This is a genomic window from Xanthobacter sp. DMC47, from assembly GCF_056313845.1.
On the sequence record NZ_JBQUZM010000004.1, the window covers coordinates 813783 to 828978 of the forward strand.

At 66.7% G+C, this 15196-nt stretch carries 15 protein-coding genes; 9 read left to right on the forward strand and 6 right to left on the reverse strand.

Going from position 1 to position 15196, the window contains the following annotated elements; all coding sequences use genetic code 11:
• Window positions 1–276: 276 nt before the first annotated feature.
• The 3 genes from ACT54R_RS15610 to ACT54R_RS15620 are packed head-to-tail and all read left to right on the forward strand — an operon-like array spanning window position 277 to window position 3447.
• Window positions 277–1533: an efflux RND transporter periplasmic adaptor subunit gene (locus tag ACT54R_RS15610; protein WP_476327734.1), complete on the forward strand. Its 1257-nt coding sequence runs from the start codon at window positions 277–279 to the stop codon at window positions 1531–1533.
• Window positions 1530–2756, forward strand: a complete 1227-nt coding sequence (locus tag ACT54R_RS15615; RefSeq protein ID WP_476327736.1) for an ABC transporter permease — start codon at window positions 1530–1532, stop codon at window positions 2754–2756. Before ACT54R_RS15610 ends, ACT54R_RS15615 begins: the two co-directional genes overlap by 4 nt.
• A complete protein-coding gene (locus tag ACT54R_RS15620) occupies window positions 2749–3447 on the forward strand; it encodes an ABC transporter ATP-binding protein (protein ID WP_476327738.1) in 699 nt (232 codons plus the stop codon). Before ACT54R_RS15615 ends, ACT54R_RS15620 begins: the two co-directional genes overlap by 8 nt.
• 531 nt (window positions 3448–3978) lie before the next feature.
• On the opposite strand, the gene ACT54R_RS15625 is transcribed toward ACT54R_RS15620, so the two are convergent.
• The 6 genes from ACT54R_RS15625 to ACT54R_RS15650 all read right to left on the reverse strand — a co-directional run bounded on the left by ACT54R_RS15625 (window position 3979) and on the right by ACT54R_RS15650 (window position 9947).
• Complete coding sequence (locus ACT54R_RS15625) at window positions 3979–4551, reverse strand: UbiX family flavin prenyltransferase (protein ID WP_476327740.1); 573 nt, start codon at window positions 4549–4551, stop codon at window positions 3979–3981.
• Window positions 4552–4555: 4 nt separating this feature from the next.
• Window positions 4556–5359, reverse strand: coding sequence for an ABC transporter ATP-binding protein (locus tag ACT54R_RS15630; protein ID WP_476327742.1), 804 nt, complete (start codon window positions 5357–5359; stop codon window positions 4556–4558).
• On the reverse strand, window positions 5350–6159 hold the full coding sequence (locus tag ACT54R_RS15635) for an ABC transporter permease (protein ID WP_476327744.1): 810 nt from the start codon (window positions 6157–6159) through the stop codon (window positions 5350–5352). Before ACT54R_RS15635 ends, ACT54R_RS15630 begins: the two co-directional genes overlap by 10 nt.
• An 8-nt stretch (window positions 6160–6167) precedes the next feature.
• Entirely contained in the window at window positions 6168–7139 is a 972-nt protein-coding gene (locus ACT54R_RS15640) for an ABC transporter substrate-binding protein (RefSeq protein ID WP_476327746.1), read from the reverse strand.
• A 183-nt stretch (window positions 7140–7322) separates the two neighbouring features.
• Entirely contained in the window at window positions 7323–8927 is a 1605-nt protein-coding gene (locus tag ACT54R_RS15645; RefSeq protein ID WP_476327748.1) for a UbiD family decarboxylase, read from the reverse strand.
• Window positions 8928–9440: 513 nt separating this feature from the next.
• On the reverse strand, window positions 9441–9947 hold the full coding sequence (locus ACT54R_RS15650) for a MarR family winged helix-turn-helix transcriptional regulator (protein WP_476327750.1): 507 nt from the start codon (window positions 9945–9947) through the stop codon (window positions 9441–9443).
• Window positions 9948–10289: 342 nt separating this feature from the next.
• Here ACT54R_RS15650 and ACT54R_RS15655 point away from each other — a divergent pair, with 342 nt between their 5' ends.
• The 6 genes from ACT54R_RS15655 to ACT54R_RS15680 all read left to right on the forward strand — a co-directional run bounded on the left by ACT54R_RS15655 (window position 10290) and on the right by ACT54R_RS15680 (window position 15193).
• Window positions 10290–11060 (forward strand): GntR family transcriptional regulator, encoded by a 771-nt coding sequence (locus ACT54R_RS15655; protein WP_476327752.1) that lies wholly within the window; start codon window positions 10290–10292, stop codon window positions 11058–11060.
• Window positions 11057–11803 carry an ABC transporter ATP-binding protein gene (locus ACT54R_RS15660; protein ID WP_476327754.1) on the forward strand — a complete coding sequence of 249 codons (747 nt, stop codon included), beginning with the start codon at window positions 11057–11059 and terminating at the stop codon, window positions 11801–11803. Before ACT54R_RS15655 ends, ACT54R_RS15660 begins: the two co-directional genes overlap by 4 nt.
• 50 nt (window positions 11804–11853) lie before the next feature.
• The gene (locus ACT54R_RS15665) at window positions 11854–12645 is read left to right on the forward strand and encodes an ABC transporter permease (RefSeq protein ID WP_476327755.1); all 792 of its coding nucleotides are present in this window, start codon (window positions 11854–11856) and stop codon (window positions 12643–12645) included.
• Window positions 12646–12694: 49 nt separating this feature from the next.
• Window positions 12695–13672, forward strand: coding sequence for an ABC transporter substrate-binding protein (locus ACT54R_RS15670; protein ID WP_476327757.1), 978 nt, complete (start codon window positions 12695–12697; stop codon window positions 13670–13672).
• Between the two features lie 73 nt (window positions 13673–13745).
• Entirely contained in the window at window positions 13746–14762 is a 1017-nt protein-coding gene (locus ACT54R_RS15675) for a zinc-binding dehydrogenase (RefSeq protein WP_476327759.1), read from the forward strand.
• Between the two features lie 11 nt (window positions 14763–14773).
• Entirely contained in the window at window positions 14774–15193 is a 420-nt protein-coding gene (locus ACT54R_RS15680) for a PaaI family thioesterase (protein ID WP_024278400.1), read from the forward strand.
• Window positions 15194–15196 lie beyond the last annotated feature (3 nt).

Here is a 15196-nt window from a genome sequence, read left to right on the forward strand (position 1 = left end):
CAGGCTCGGGATGCTTTCCCACGCTGGCGACCTGTGGTGTGGCGGGGGTGGTGCTCGCAGCGCTGGGCTGGGTGAGCCGGCCTTCTGACCCGACGGCGCCATGATAGCATACTGATGGGATCGACCACTCGCGGCTTTGGACTTCACGGAGCACGAGTCATGAGGCGTCAAGCACGTTCCCCGACCGGACGCGACCGGTCACGTGGCCCGTTCATGATCGAGCGCAATGCGGCGGGGGCCGGACGCGGGTAGGGAATTGCGGTGGATCAGACGCACATGGCCGATCATCGCCTTGTCCCAAAGCGCCCGGCGCGAAGCCGGTTTGCGCAAGTGCTATGGCGTCGCAAATGGCAGATCGGCGGCGCCCTGCTGCTCGCCGCCGCCCTCGCCTGGGCGCTCACGCGCTGGCTGCTGGGGCCGGAGGTCGTCGCCTATCCCGTCACCCGCGGCGAGCTGGTGAAGACCGTGGTGGCGAGCGGGCACGTGGAGACTGCGTTCCGCGTCGAGATCGGCAGCCAGATCACAGGGATGGTCCGGGAGGTTCTGGTGGACCAAGGGCAGACCGTCACCCAGGGCCAGCCCCTCGTCGCCCTCGAAACCAACGAGCTGAAGGCCCTCGAAGTCCAGGCCGAGGGCGCGAAAGCGCAGGCGGAAGCCCGCGTCCGCCAGATGAAGGAGCTGACCCGCCCCGCCGCCGAGGAGTCGCTGAAGCAGGCCAAGGCCAACCTTGCCAATGCCGAGGCCGCCTATGATCGCGCCCAGCAGCTCGCCAAGACCGGCGCCGGCACGCGCGTCACGCTCGACGACGCCACGAAGAATATCGATGTGGCCCGCACGCAGGTGCGCACCGCCGAGCTTCAGGTCTACACCTCCAGCCCGGGCGGCAGCGACTATGTGATGGCCGAGACCCAGCTGAACCAGGCCAGCGCCAACCTCGAAATGGTGCAGGCGCGCCTCGGCTACGCCACCATCACCGCCCCGCGCGCCGGCGTCCTCATCTCCCGTAACGTGGAGCGCGGCGCCGTCGTCCAGGCGGGGAAGGCGCTGCTGGTGCTGGCCCCGGCCGGCGACATGCAGCTGGTTCTGCAGATCGACGAGAAGAATCTCGGCCTGCTGAAGCTCGGCCAGACCGCGCTGGCCTCGGCCGATGCCTATCCCGACCAGCGCTTCGCAGCCACGGTGACCTACATCAACCCCTCCGTGGACATCACCCGCGCCTCGGTGGAGGTGAAGCTGACGGTGGTCGATCCTCCGGCCTACCTGCGGCAGGACATGACCGTTTCCGTGGACATCGCGGTGGACCGCCGGGCTGCGGCGGTGATCCTTCCGGCACGCACGGTGCATGACGCGACCTCCGCCGCGCCCTGGGTGCTGGTGGTGCGCGACGGCCGCGCGCGGGTGCAGAAGGTGCGCATCGGCCTGCGGGCAGGCGAGTATGTGGAGATACTGGAGGGCGTCGATCCCGGGGAAATGGTGCTGCCGCTCTCGTCCGGCGTGCGGGCCGGCCAGCGCATCCGGCCGGTGCAGGCGTGAAACGCTGGCTACCCTTCGCCTGGATCGCGGCGCTGCGCTTCCTCGCCGAGGGGCGGATGCAGACCACCTTCATCCTGAGCGGCATCGCCATCGGCGTGGGGGTGATCGTCTTCATGTCGGCCATGCTGGCCGGGCTCCAGGCCAATTTCATCAAGCGGGTGCTCACCTCCCAGCCGCAGATCCAGCTGCTGCCGCCCGACGAGGTGGCCCGGCCGCTGCGGCGGGGGGAGGGCGTGTTCGAGGCGGCGGTGGTGCAGCGCCCCGCGCAGCGTGTCCTCTCCATCGACCAGTGGCAGGCCATCCGCGATGCCATGCGGGCGCGGACAGATGTGGTTGTGGCGGCCCCCACCGCCTCGGGCGCCATGCTGGCGGTGCGGGGCGACGCCAGCCGCTCCATCACCCTCACCGGGATGGAGCCGGAGCAGTATTTCAAGATCGTGCGGGTGCCGGACTATATCGTCGCCGGCGAGCTGCGGCTGGGCACCGACGACATCCTCATCGGCACCGAGCTGGCCAAGGACCTCGGCGCCACGGTGGGCGACAAGCTCAACGTCACCTCCGCCGAGGCGCGCGGCCGCATCCTAACCATCACCGGCATATTCGACCTCGGCAACAAGGGCGCCAACCAGCGCAACACCTTCGTGGCGCTGCGCACCGCCCAGAGCCTGCTCAACCTGATCGGCGGCGTGACCACCATCGACCTGACGGTGAGCGACATCTACGCCGCCGAGACCATCGCCCAGGAGATCGAGGCGAGCCTGCCGGTGCAGGCGGAGAGTTGGATCGCAACCAATGCCCAATTCTTCACGGCGGTGCGGGCGCAGCAGAATTCCAACACGCTGATCCGCCTGTTCGTGGCACTCTCGGTGGCCTTCGGCATCGCCGCGGTGCTGATCGTCTCGGTGATCCAGCGCTCCAAGGACATCGGCATCCTGCGGGCCATGGGCACCGCGCGGCGGGAGATTTTGCAGATCTTCCTCATCCAGGGCGGGGTGCTCGGCTTCCTCGGCTCCCTCGTCGGCTCGGTGCTCGGCGCCGGTGCACTGATGCTGTGGCACCATCTGGCCCGGCAGGTGGACGGCACCGAGCTGTTTCCGCTGGTGCTGGAGCCCGGCCTTTTCGTCGCCGCGGCGACGATCGCCAGCCTCACCGGCGTCGCGGCGGGCGTCGCCCCGGCGGTGCGGGCGGCAAGCCTTGATCCGGTGGAGGCGATCCGTGGCTGACGTGCTCGTCCTCGACCTGATCCGCAAGTCCTACAATGTCGGCACGTCGGTGGAGGTGGAGGTGCTGCACGGCATCGACCTCGCCATCCGCGCCGGCGAATTCGTCGCCCTGATGGGGCCGTCCGGCTCCGGCAAGAGCACGCTGCTCAACATCATCGGGCTGCTGGACCGGCCCACGTCCGGGCGGCTCCTCATCAATGGCGAGGACACCACCGACCTGCCGGACACGGCCCTGACCAAGCTCAGGGGCCATACCATCGGCTTCGTGTTCCAGTATCATTATCTGATCTCGGCCTTCACCGCGGCCGAGAACGTGATGATGCCCATGCTGGTGGACCGCGGCCATCCCGACCGCCAGATGGAAGAGCGCGCCGCCGAGTTGCTGGACCGGGTCGGCCTCGGCAAATGGCGCAACAACCGGGCCACCAACATGTCCGGCGGGCAGCAGCAGCGCGTCGCCGTCGCCCGCGCTCTGGCCATGGACCCCACCCTCGTTCTCGCGGACGAGCCCACGGGCAATCTCGATACGGCCTCGGCCAATGCGGTGTTCGAGCTGATGCGGCAGATCAACCGCGAGCGGGCGACCACCTTCCTGATCGTCACCCACAATATGGACCTCGCCCGGCAGTGCGACCGCATCGTCGAGGTGGTGGACGGTCGGATCACTGCGGCGCGGCAGCCGGCTGGCTGATCAGGGTGTGATGTCCCGCCCTAGAAGAAGCCGGGTGGAGGAGGCGGCCTGAGCGGGCGCGTCCCGCCCGATCCCACCTGGTCCCGGCAAATTCCAGATAGCACCGTCTACGGGCAGCGATCGGGCTTGTTGGCACTTCTGTTGGCACCGGAATGAGATGTCGGAAATTCTCTCAACATCCTCAGTATCTTGATGGAATAATTAAGTGCCCTCACCCGCACCATTTCCCGGTCGGCCCACGTCGATTGGCGTCGAAAAATCAAAGAAAATCAATCAGATACCCGCTCTAAGCGTAGAGGGCCGTCGATGCCCGTCTGTCCCGGCGCTCATCGACGCGACGCGGCTCTATGTGGAGAAGTTGCTGCGCCTGAAGGCCGAGCCGGCGCTGGCTGGGCTCGATCTGCGGACGTTCGCGGCAGAGGCCTTAGCGACCGGGGCGATTTCGTACGGCGAACCCTATGAGGCCGTGCACCAGAGGAGTGTGGAGGCGGTGGCGGCCCTCGGTTAAGCCATCGGCAGGCCCCCCCTCCCTCAATCCACGCCCTTCCCGTTCCAGCGCTTCGTCGTCGGCAGGTCGAGGCCGAACAGGTCGAGGGCGCGGGCGACCGTCTGGTCTACGATGTCGAGAATGGACGTGGGCCGGTGATAGAAGGCCGGCACGGGCGGCATGAGGATGGCGCCGTTGCGGGTGGCCTGGGCCATCAGTTCCACATGACCGGCATGAAGCGGGGTTTCGCGCAACAGCAGCACCACCCGGCGCCGCTCCTTCAGGCACACGTCGGCGGCCCGCACCACCAGTTCGTCATTGTAGCAATGGGCGATGCCGCTCAGCGTCTTGATCGAGCAGGGCGCGACCAGCATGCCCTCCGTCACGAACGAGCCGGAGGAGACGGAGGCCCCGATGTCCTTCGGATTGTGGACGTGGTGGGCGAGCGCGCGCACCACCTCCGGCGTGAAGTCGGTCTCGGCGATGATGGTGCGGGCGCCGGACGCGGAGAGGACGAGATGGGTCTCCACCCCGCCCCGCTCCCGCAGCAGCTGGAGCGCGCGGATGCCGTAGATGGCGCCCGACGCGCCGGTGATGGCGACCACAAGACGTTTCATGTCGTCAATCCGGCAGCGCCAGATCGGACCAGATCGCCTCGGTCAGCTCCGTAAAAGCGGGATCGCTGCGCATGGCGCGCATGTGCCGGGGCCGTAGCAGTTCAACCCGGTATTCGCTGAGGATGCGCGCCGGGCGGGCGCTGAACACCACCACGCGATCGGCCAGCGCCACCGCCTCCTCGATGTCGTGGGTGACGAAGATAATGGAGCGGCGCTCCGCCTCCCACACCCTCAAGAGTTCGAGGCCCATGGCGATCTTGGTCTGGTAGTCGAGCGCACCGAAGGGCTCGTCCATCAGCATCAGGGACGGGCGATAGGCGAGCAGCCGCCCCAGCGACACGCGCTGGCGCATGCCGCCCGAGAGCTGCTTGGGCCAGGCATTCTCGAAGCCGTCCAGCCGCAGCAGCTTGATAAGACCTGCCACCTGCGCCGCCTGTTCGCCGGCGGGCGTGCCGCCCAGCTCCGCGCCGACGCGGATGTTCTCGGCCACCGTGCGCCACGGCAGCAGGGCGTCCTTCTGGAACATGAAGCCCACCTTGGGCGGCGGCCCGGTGACGGCCTTGCCGTCCACCTCCACCTGCCCGCCGGAGGGCTTCAACAGCCCGCTGATGGCGCGCAGGATGGTGGACTTGCCCGAGCCCGAGGGCCCCACCACGGCGACGAACTCGCCCTCCGCCACATCGAGCGAGATGCCGGAGACCACCTCCAGCGGCGGCAGGTCCGGCCGGGGGAAGGAGATGCAGAGGTCTTTCAGCGCCGCGCGGGGCCTCGTTGTTTCGGCGGAAAGCGCCAAGTTGGTCAGCGCCATGTGATCACCCTCCGCTCGATGAAGCCGACAAGCTGGTTGGCCAGCATGGCCAGCACCATCAGCACGATGAGGCCGGTGAACACGCCGGTGGTGTCGAGCTGCCCGCCACGGCTCTCCACGTACCAGCCGAGGCCGCGATTGGCGCCGATCAGCTCGCCCACCACCGCGCCGATCAGGGCGAGGCCGATACCGATGCGGAACGAGGCGAGGATCCACGGCGTCACCGCCGGCAGCAGCACGCGGCGCACCAGATAGAGGCGCCCGGCGCGCATGGACTTCATGAGGTCCAGATGATCGGGATCGATGGTGCGGATGCCCTCCATCACGTTCATCAGGAAGATGAACACCACCATGGTGAAGGCCATCATGATCTTCGAGAACAGGCCGATGCCGAACCACAGGATGAACAGCGGCGCCAGCGCCACGCGCGGCAGGCCGTAGAGACCCATGATGACGGGATCGAGCGTGCGGGCGACTTCCGGCGCCCGCGCCAGCACGATGCCGAGCGGGATGCCAACCAGCGCCGCGAGGATCAGCCCCGCCCCCGCCTCCTGCAACGTGGTGCTGGTGTGCAGCCACAATTCGCCGCTCAGCGCCAGCTCCCACAGCCGCGCCGCGATCAGGCTCGGCCGGCTGCTCCAGAAGGGGTTGAACAGGGTGTGGGAGGCGAGCTCCCACAGACCGAGTAGGACGGCGATCAGGCCGATCTGCCGCAGCCCCGTTGCGCCGATGCCGATGGAAAAGCTCCGCCGTCCCGGCCGGGCGAAGGCCGGCCCGCGCGTGGTGATGCTGTCGCTCATGCGGCGCCTCATTTGGGCAGATAAGAGAGGGCCACGATGTCGGCGTAGGGCACCGGCTTCAGCTTCGGCTCGGCGATCGTCATCATGGACATGAGGAAGTTGAAGCTCTCGGGCGACATGACGCCGTCCTTGGAGAGATAGCCGGCGGCCAGATCATCCGCGAGCTGGGCGACCATGGCATCGTCCTTCATCTCCGGGAACAGGCCCTTGATGGCCGGGTAGAGCACGGTCTTGTCCTGCTGGATGAGGCGCAGCGCCTTCACCACCGCCCGCGCCACCTTGCGCGCGTCTTCCGGATGCGCCTTCAGCCAGGTGTCGGTGGCGATTAGGTCTTGCGCCGGATAGGGAAGCTTGCGGAAATCCTCGATGATCCGGTAGGCACCCTTCTCGGCCATGACGATCTGGATGTCGGGCGTCGAGAACATGCCGCCGGCAATGGCGCCGGCCTGCAGCGCGGCCTTCTGCGCCCCCGCGCGGCCCACCGAGAGCAGCACGAAGTCCTTGTCCGGATCGAGCCCCGCTTTGCGGATGGCGTAGCGCACCGTGGTGTCGGTGAGGCTGCCGGCCGTGGTGATGCCGATCTTCTCGCCCTTGAGATCGGCGATGCTTTTCGCGGTGGAATCCGCCTTGCCGATCAGCGCGTAGCTGTGCTGCTCGGCCAGCGCCACCAGCACCTTTCCGCCGAGGCCGCGATCCTGGAGATGGACCGCATGGTCGGCGGCGCAGATGCACAGATCGATGCTGCCGGAGGCGAGGGCCTGCGCCACCGGCCCGCCGCCCTTGAAGTCCAGCCGCTCGTATTTCAGGCCTTCTTCCGCAAAGTAGCCTTTTTGCTCGGCGACGAGAACCGGCAGGCCACCGGCCGAGAGCTGGGCGACGCCGATCTTGAGAAGCTCCTCGGCGGAGGCGGCCGTGGAGAAGAGGCCTGCCAACGTCAGAAGCGCCGCGGCGAAGAGAAGAGACTGGACCCTGCGACGCATGTGTTCACCCCTGGAAGAGTGGAAGGCTGCTTCATCAACCTCAAATGCCTGACCCCTTCTGTGCTTCAGGCGATCGATGGTTTTCTTGTTATCAGCCGGGATCATCCCGAAACTTCTTGTGGCGTGGAGGGGACGGGCGTGGCGTCCCCGCAGCCGCCACGCCCGTCCTCTTCGCCACCCGGCTCAGCGGCCCGGCGGCTTGGCGGCGAAGGGCGAGCCACGCAGGCACATGGCACCCTTCGCGTCCTGCCACAGGCGTTCGGTGGCATGCAGGTGTCCGAGCGCGCGGGCGACAATGGCGAAGTTGTAGTCACTGAAAGCTTCCGCGATATCCGTGTAATAGCGCGGCGCCTCGCCGATCATCTGGGCGATCTTTTCGGCCAACGCCGCGACATCGCCCTCGCTCGCAGTGGCGCCGGGCTGGTCCGCCTTGCCGGACACGTAATCGCCGATCTTCGCCGTGTCCGCATAGGCATAGGCGATGCGCTCGTAGCGCTCCTTCGGGATGCCCTCGGAGATGGTGGCGTCGATGCCGACCTTCGCCGTGGTGGGCACCACGCCGGGCGGGGTCGGCGGCAGGCTCGGGTCCAGCGGCTTTCCGCGCGCACCTGTGACGATCATGATGTCCTTGTCGCCCTGCACGCGGGTGGCGATGGCCCATTCCACGTCCATGGGATTGAAGACGTCGATATCGTCGTCCACCACCACGACATGCTTCAGATCCATCACGGAGAGGGCAGCGAGAAGGGCGTTCTTGCCCTCCCCCGGCTGCTTCTTGATGGAGATGACCGCATGCCAGAAGGCGCAGCCGCCGAGGGTGACGTTGATGTCCTTCACCTGCACGCCGGCGGTCTTCAGCGCGTGCCGGATCGCGGCGTAGCGGGTGGGAGCGGCGAGCCAGGTGTTCTCCCACGGCATGTGGAGCGCGTAATAGACCGCATCCTTGCGCATGGAGACGGACTTGATGCGCACGATGGGGTTCCAGTGCAGCCCGCCCATCAGGCGGGTGAACTCGCCGAACCGGCCCTCCGGGTAAATCCAGCCGTGGGGCAGGATCTCCGCCTCCAGCACGATCTCGGCGTCGGCGATGTAGGGCACGTCGATGGTGCGGCAGGGCGCGAGGTCCACCGGGCCGCCCCGCAGGCCACCGGAAATGGCCATCTCGTCCACGCCGAGGGGCGCGCGGAAGCCCGACCCCATGATCTCGTAGGGGTGGGTGCCGATGGAGATGGAGATGGGGCACGGCCGTCCCGCCTCATACGCCCGCTGCGCGAACAGGCGCATGTTGTTGGGCGTGACGATATCGATGCCGGTGAGGTTCTTTTCCTTGACGATGAAGCGGTAGATGCCGGCGTTGAGCCCGAATTCCGGATCGCGCGCGATGACCACGCCGGCGGTGATCATCGGGCCGCCGTCATAGATCGAGCTCATGGGGATGGGCAGCTTGTAGAGATCGACCTCATCCCCCTCCATCACCACTTCCTGCGTGGGCGAGGTGTTGACGATGTTGGGGCTGACGGGCCGGTCGATGGCCGCCCTGAGCTTCGTCTCGATTTCGGGATAGGCGGTGCAGCCGAGCGACATGATGGCCCGCTTCTGCGAGCGGATGATGCCGGAGACGACGGGCACGTCGTAGCCGATGACATTGTGGAAGAACAACGCCTTGTCGGACTGGTCCACGAGCGTCGCAATGTGGCGGATGTCGATCGGCTGGTGGAGGTCGATCAACTCACCCTGATCGCGAAGCCGGCCCAGAAACTCGCGAAACGTCTCGGTATCGTGCCGCATCTGTCACGCTCCACGCGCGCCACGTGCCGTGGCCACGCCCATAAAAAAGCCCGGCCTGCCGCCAGGCTCCGGATCACCTGGACGAGGCCGCACCCGACGCGCAGAGCCCGCCGCGAACGGGTTCGCGCGTGGCAATCGGCTGACGACTGGTGAAATCGGGATGCTTTGCAGTTGTCGCATCGATCATGACATGAAAACCCTCGCATACGCGCGCCATTACTGACGCACTTCTTGGCCGCTGCTTGTGGCTACCGGCCAGCGATCAGGAATCAATCGGGCGCCGTGGCACGGGGGACCGCGCCGCGATGCTTCGGCATCTGAGGATGCCCGTCATGCCGGAGGAACCCGTCTTCAAGCGTCCCTCGGGCCGAACGATGTCGGTTTTCACGCGGATGAAACGCGGTCTCCGCCCGCCATGCGGGGTCGGCCGGAGACCAGCCACCACGACAGACATAATACATAGCTTGGTATGTAAGTCCATATATTCGCCATGCGCGAATATTAGGCAGACAATCAGTCGTCCCGGCGCGCCAGATCGGCTTCCAGCCGTTCCGTGAGGTCTATCAGCATGTTGCGCAGCGCCGCTTGCGCCGCCGGATCGAGCCCTTCGAGCGCCACGCTGTTCACCTCGGCGGCATTGCGGACGGCATCGCGGGCAAGGCGCGCACCCGCCTCGGTGAGATGAATGGTGGCGAGCCGCCCGTCTTCCGCGCTTTGGCGGCGGGTAATCAGCCCATCCCTCTCCATGCGCTTGAGGGTGTTGGCCATGGTGGCCTGCTCAATGCGCACCACCTCGCACAAGTCGCGCTGACTCATGCCATCCTGCGCGAGCAACTCCACGGCGATGGGATATTGGCCGGGCAGGATTCCATCCGGCCCGTTGCGCACCTTCAGCGATTGCGCAAGAAGACGAGCCAGAAGGCTGATGAGGTAGCCAAGCGTCGTACGATGCAGCGGGGCGACGTCCAAGCCTTCCGGCGCCTCACTCTCCTGCGCCTGATGCTTGCCCTTGGCCGCCATCATTACCCCCCGCTCGATTGCCGATCCCGCCGGGCGGACGCCCGGCGCCGCACCGTCTTCCGCAGCCCCTCGGGCCGCGTCCCCTTTTCGGTTTTAGAGGGAGAGAGGCGAGATTTCCAAGGCCCCGCGCCCCCGTGCCGCCGGCGCCGGCCGCTGGCGCCCTCACTGATCCATTCTTGGGCAGCCCTCTGTGAGCTGCCCACCCCAAACCGCCCACCTTTGCAACAGGGTAGGCATAATTATCTAATTTAAATGGATAAATTTTTTCATAGCGTGCTATCTATTTAGCCTTCTCCCTCCCGAATACGCGCTGTAGGCTTCTCACCAGTCAGCCGAGAGGTGATGAGCGTGACCGTGGAGCGCGACAGCGACCGGGGATCGGATGCGGGGCATGTCCTCGAAATTCCGGGCGCGACCCTGAAGGGCCGGCAGGCCTATGACCTGCTCCGGCGCGAGATCGTCTCCTGCCGCATCCTGCCGGGCACCCGCTTCACCGAGGCGGAGCTGATGGAGCGGCTGGAGATCGGCAAGGCGAGCTGCCGCATCGCCCTCCAGCGGCTCATCCAAGACGGCTTCGTCGCTTCCATGCCGCGCCACGGCTACCGCGTCACACCCATCACGGTGAAGGACGTGGAAGAGGTCTTCGCGCTTCGGCTGGTGCTGGAGCCGCTGGCCGCGCGCGGCGCCGCCGGCCGGGTCAACCGGGCGCATCTGGAGCGGCTCGAAGAGGCCTGCCGGGTGAAGCTGACGACCGATGTGGGCAACCAGATCGACTTCTTCCTGGAAGCCAACCGCAGCTTCCACATGGCCATCGCCGAGGCCGCCGGAAACCAGCGCCTCGTCCGCACGCTCTCCGGCCTTCTCGACGAGATGACGCGCCTCGTGGCGCTCGGCTTCGGCGTGCAGGGCGTGCGCCCCAACATCGCCAACGATCATGTGCTGCTCATCGAATATCTCTCCGCCGGCGATGCGGCCGCCGCCGCCGAAGTGGCGCGTCGCCATGTGGAGACGTTCCGCGAGATGACCATGGAAAAGGTCATTGCCTCGCTGCGCGACTCCGCGGCGGTGGTTCCGGTCTCCCCGCTCTCCAGCCTCGGCGGGAGGGTGCGGTGAGCGTCGTGCAGCTGGAAAGCGTCGGCAAGAGCTTCATGCGCCGCGACGGCGAGCAGCTCGAAGTCCTGCGCAACATCGATCTCGACGTGCCTGAGCGCTCCATCGTCGCCCTGGTCGGCGCCTCGGGCTGCGGCAAGAGCACGTTGCTCAACATCGTCGCCGGCCTCATCCCGCCGGATCAGGGCACGGTCTTCCTGAACGGCCAGAAGTCCAGCGCCTTCCAGGACTGGCGCACCATGACCTACATGTTCCAGGAGGACCGGCTGTTCCCCTGGCGCACCACCGCGCAGAACGTCGCCCTTGGCCTCGAGGCTGCCGGCATGGCGCGCGCGGAACGGCGCGAGCGGGTGATGCAGGTGCTGGAGCTGGTGGGGCTCGAAAAGTTCGCCGATTCCTTCCCCCACGAGCTGTCCGGCGGCATGCGCTCGCGCGCCGCATTGGGCCGCAGCCTCGTCACCGAGCCGTCCATCCTGCTCATGGACGAGCCCTTCTCCAAGCTCGATCCCTCCATCCGCACCCAGATGCACGACGAGGTGCTGCGCATCGCCGAACTCCGGCAGATGTCCGTGCTGTTCGTCACCCACGATGTGGAGGAGGCGGTGGTCCTCGCCAACAAGATCGTGGTGCTGATGCCGCGTCCCGGGCGGGTGAAGGAAACCCGCGAGATCGCCCTGCCCTACCCCCGCGATCCGCTCTCGCCGGAGGTCGCCGAGGAGGTGCGCCTGCTGCGCCTCGCCCTTTGAGCCCCAACGCTTTCCGCCACGTCCGTCCCCTTTCGCAGAAGCCGAGCCCGATGAAGCGCTCTCCCCTCCAGATGACCCAGGACCGCCGGCTGCGCCTGATCGGCCTCAGGCTGCTGCTCATCCTCGTCGTGGTCGGCATCTGGGGCATCGGCTCGCTGGGGGCGCCCGCCTTCATCCTGCCGAGCCCGGCGCGGGTCTTCGGCGTGTGGACGAAGCTGGTGGTGACGCCGGGCTTCTGGGCCGATTTCGGCATCACCTTCTACCGCATCGCCATGGGCTTCGCCTTCGCCACCGTGGTGGGCGTGGTGCTCGGCCTCCTGCTGGGGGCGAGCCGCTTGCTGGGTGATTTCTTCCAACCTCTGTTGGTGGTTATCAACACGGTGTCCTCGTCGATCTGGGCGATCTTCGCGCTCATCTGGTTCGGCCTGTCCAACTGGTCCACCATCTTCGTGGTGTTCATGACGGCGATGCCGCTCATCCTCACCAATGTCTGGCAGGGCACGAGCACGGTAAACCGCGAATTCATCGAGTTGGCGCAGACATTCCGCATGTCGCGGCTGCAGGTTTTGCTGAAGATCTATTTGCCCACCATCCTGCCCCAGTTCTTCGCCGGTGCCCGCCTCGCCTTCGGCTTCGGCGCCCGCGTCTCCATCGTGGCGGAAGCACTCGGCGCATCGAGCGGCATCGGCTACCGGCTGCGGCAGGCGGCGGATCTCGTGCAGACGGACCAGGTGTTCGCGTGGACCGCGACGCTCGTCATCCTGATGATTTTCATCGAGGCGGTGCTGCTGAAGCCCCTCGAAACGCATCTCTTCGCCTGGCGCAAGCCTCGCCCGGCCTGAAACCCATAAAGCCAAAAAACAGACAACCTTCCATTACGGGGATTTCGATATGAAGCGTCTTGCATTACTGGCCGCCGCAGTCGCAATCGGCCTGTCGTCTCTTCCCGCCGAAGCCGCGAAGGTGCGGATCGGCTACTGGAGCTCCGGCGTCAGCCTCGGCTTCGGCTCCTTCCTGGAAGCCGGCAAGTTCATGGAGAAGCAGGGGCTCGAAGCCGAGTTCGTGAAGTTTCCCGATGTCAATGCCCCCACCAAGGCCATGGCCGCCGGCGCCATCGACTTCGCCATTGGCGCCAGCGCTGGCAGCGCCTTCTCCGTCGCCACTGATGGCCTGCCGCTCACCATCGTGCTCGCCACGCAGGTGGCCGATCTCGACTTCGTGGTGATGGCGGATTCGCCCATCACCAAGATGGAGGAGCTGAAGGGCAAGAAGATCGGCATGTCGCCGGCCGGCAGCGCCACGGCGGCCATCAGCGCGGCCATCCTCATCAAGAATTACGGCATGACCGCCTCGGATTTCGAGGCCGTGCCGGGCGCCGACCCGCGCCTTGCGCAGTTCCTGGTGCAGAAGAACATCGAGGCCGCGGCGCTGCGCACCGTCACCATCGCCCTCCTGCCGGACGTGAAGCTGCGCAAGCTCGCCTCCTTCCGGGCCGAGTGGGCGAAAGTCACCGGCAAGCAGGCCCCGCCCGTGCTCGGCGTCGGCCTCATGCGCAATGCCTGGATGAAGGAAAATCCGGGCGCCGCCGCCAAGGTCATCGCCGGCATGCGCGGCGCCTATGAGGCCGGCAAGGCCGACAAGGCCGCCGTCGCCAAGGCCCTCATGGCTGCCGGTAACATCCCCGAGGATGACGCCAAGGCCTACGCCGCTTTGTGGGACGGCATCTACACCGTCTCCATGGAGCCCGCCGACATCGCCTCGATGAAGGCCGAGTTCGAAGTCTTCAAAAGCGTCGGCGCAGTAAAGGGCGACCTGCCCGACGCGGCCCTGGACCCCGCCCCCTACGAGGCGTCCAAGGCCATCAAGTAGTCGCCCTGGCGCGCAAGCCGCCGAACGTCCCAGAGAAACGGACCAAAGAAACGTCCAAGCAGAGAGAAGTGAAATGACTAAGACCATGAAGGCCCTGCTGCTGAAGCAACATGGCGACGTGAGCGACCTCCAGGTCGTCACCGACTATCCGGTGCCCAGCGCCAAGCCGGGCGAGGTGGTGATCCGCGTTGGCGCCTCGTCGTTCAACTATCACGACGTGTTCACGGTGAAGGGCATGCCCGGCATCAAGGTGCCGCTGCCCGTCATCATCGGCCTCGACATGGCCGGCGAGATCGTGGAGCTGGGCGAGGGCGTCACCGGCTGGTCGGTGGGCGACCGCGTGCTCGTGAACCCGCTCAACCCCAAGGTCGGGCTGATGGGCGAGATGATGGACGGCGGCATGGCGGAATACTGCGCCGTCACCGCCGGCCAGCTCATCAAGATGCCCGACGGCGTGAGCTTCACCGACGCCGCCTCCCTGCCGGTGGCCTACGGCACCGCGCACCGCATGCTCGTCACCCACAACACGGTGAAGGCGGGCGACAAGGTGCTCATCCTCGGCGCCTCGGGCGGCGTGGGCACGGGCTGCGTCATGCTCGCCAAGCAGATGGGCTGCGAGGTGATCGCCTGCGCCGGCTCCGACGACAAGATGGCCCGCCTCAAGGAACTGGGCGCGGACCATGTCGTGAACTACCGCACCACCGACTTCTCCAAGTGGGCGGTCGAGAAGTACGGCAAGCCCCAGCGTCGCACCTATGAGGGTGGTGTGGACGTGGTGGTGAACTTCACCGGCGGCGACACCTGGGTGCCCTCGCTGCGCTGCGTGAAGCGCGGCGGCACCATCCTCGTGTGCGGCGCCACCGCCGGGCACGATCCGAAGGAAGACCTTCGCTACATCTGGAGCTTCGAGCTGAAGGTCATCGGCTCCAACAGCTTCTACCACGAGAACCTCTCCGCCCTCATGGACATGATCCAGAAGGGCGAGCTGAAGCCGGTGGTAGACAAGGTTCTCCCCCTCGAAGAGGCCGCCGAGGGCCTGCGCATGATCCGCGACCGCGAGGTCATGGGCAAGATCGTCGTCACCCCCTGAGAGGCTTCATCATGTCTGACGCTCCCCTGACCAAGGAACAGGTCCAAGCCCTCCTGTTGAAGGGCCCCTTCCACCAGTGGCTCGGCCTCACCGTCGAGGACGTGGGCGAGGGCACCATCCGCCTGCGCGCCAAGTGGCGCCCGGAATGGGTGGTGAATGCCGACAAGGGCTACGCCCACGGCGGCATCCTCGCGACGCTCGTTGACCTCACCGCCGACTGGGCGCTCGTCTCCAAGACCGGGCGCGGCGTGCCCACCGTCGACCTGCGGGTGGACTACCACCGCGCGGCCATGCAGCACGACCTCATCTGCGTGGGTAAGGTCATCAAGTTCGGCGGCCAGCTCTGCGTCTCCGAGGCGCAGATCCTGGACGAGGACGGCAAGCTGCTGGCCTCCGGGCGCGGGGTCTACATGATCCCGCCCAAGGCCTGAGGA

What these genes read in the sequence shown, in the direction of transcription:
- ACT54R_RS15650 (WP_476327750.1), bottom strand. Translation starts at nt 9,947, where the DNA reads ATGGCGGCCAAGGGCAAGCATCAGGCGCAGGAGAGTGAGGCGCCGGAA.
- ACT54R_RS15640 (WP_476327746.1), bottom strand. Translation starts at nt 7,139, where the DNA reads ATGCGTCGCAGGGTCCAGTCTCTTCTCTTCGCCGCGGCGCTTCTGACG.
- ACT54R_RS15670 (WP_476327757.1), top strand. Translation starts at nt 12,695, where the DNA reads ATGAAGCGTCTTGCATTACTGGCCGCCGCAGTCGCAATCGGCCTGTCG.
- ACT54R_RS15630 (WP_476327742.1), bottom strand. Translation starts at nt 5,359, where the DNA reads ATGGCGCTGACCAACTTGGCGCTTTCCGCCGAAACAACGAGGCCCCGC.
- ACT54R_RS15655 (WP_476327752.1), top strand. Translation starts at nt 10,290, where the DNA reads ATGAGCGTGACCGTGGAGCGCGACAGCGACCGGGGATCGGATGCGGGG.
- ACT54R_RS15680 (WP_024278400.1), top strand. Translation starts at nt 14,774, where the DNA reads ATGTCTGACGCTCCCCTGACCAAGGAACAGGTCCAAGCCCTCCTGTTG.
- ACT54R_RS15645 (WP_476327748.1), bottom strand. Translation starts at nt 8,927, where the DNA reads ATGCGGCACGATACCGAGACGTTTCGCGAGTTTCTGGGCCGGCTTCGC.
- ACT54R_RS15665 (WP_476327755.1), top strand. Translation starts at nt 11,854, where the DNA reads ATGAAGCGCTCTCCCCTCCAGATGACCCAGGACCGCCGGCTGCGCCTG.
- ACT54R_RS15635 (WP_476327744.1), bottom strand. Translation starts at nt 6,159, where the DNA reads ATGAGCGACAGCATCACCACGCGCGGGCCGGCCTTCGCCCGGCCGGGA.
- ACT54R_RS15610 (WP_476327734.1), top strand. Translation starts at nt 277, where the DNA reads ATGGCCGATCATCGCCTTGTCCCAAAGCGCCCGGCGCGAAGCCGGTTT.
- ACT54R_RS15675 (WP_476327759.1), top strand. Translation starts at nt 13,746, where the DNA reads ATGACTAAGACCATGAAGGCCCTGCTGCTGAAGCAACATGGCGACGTG.
- ACT54R_RS15625 (WP_476327740.1), bottom strand. Translation starts at nt 4,551, where the DNA reads ATGAAACGTCTTGTGGTCGCCATCACCGGCGCGTCGGGCGCCATCTAC.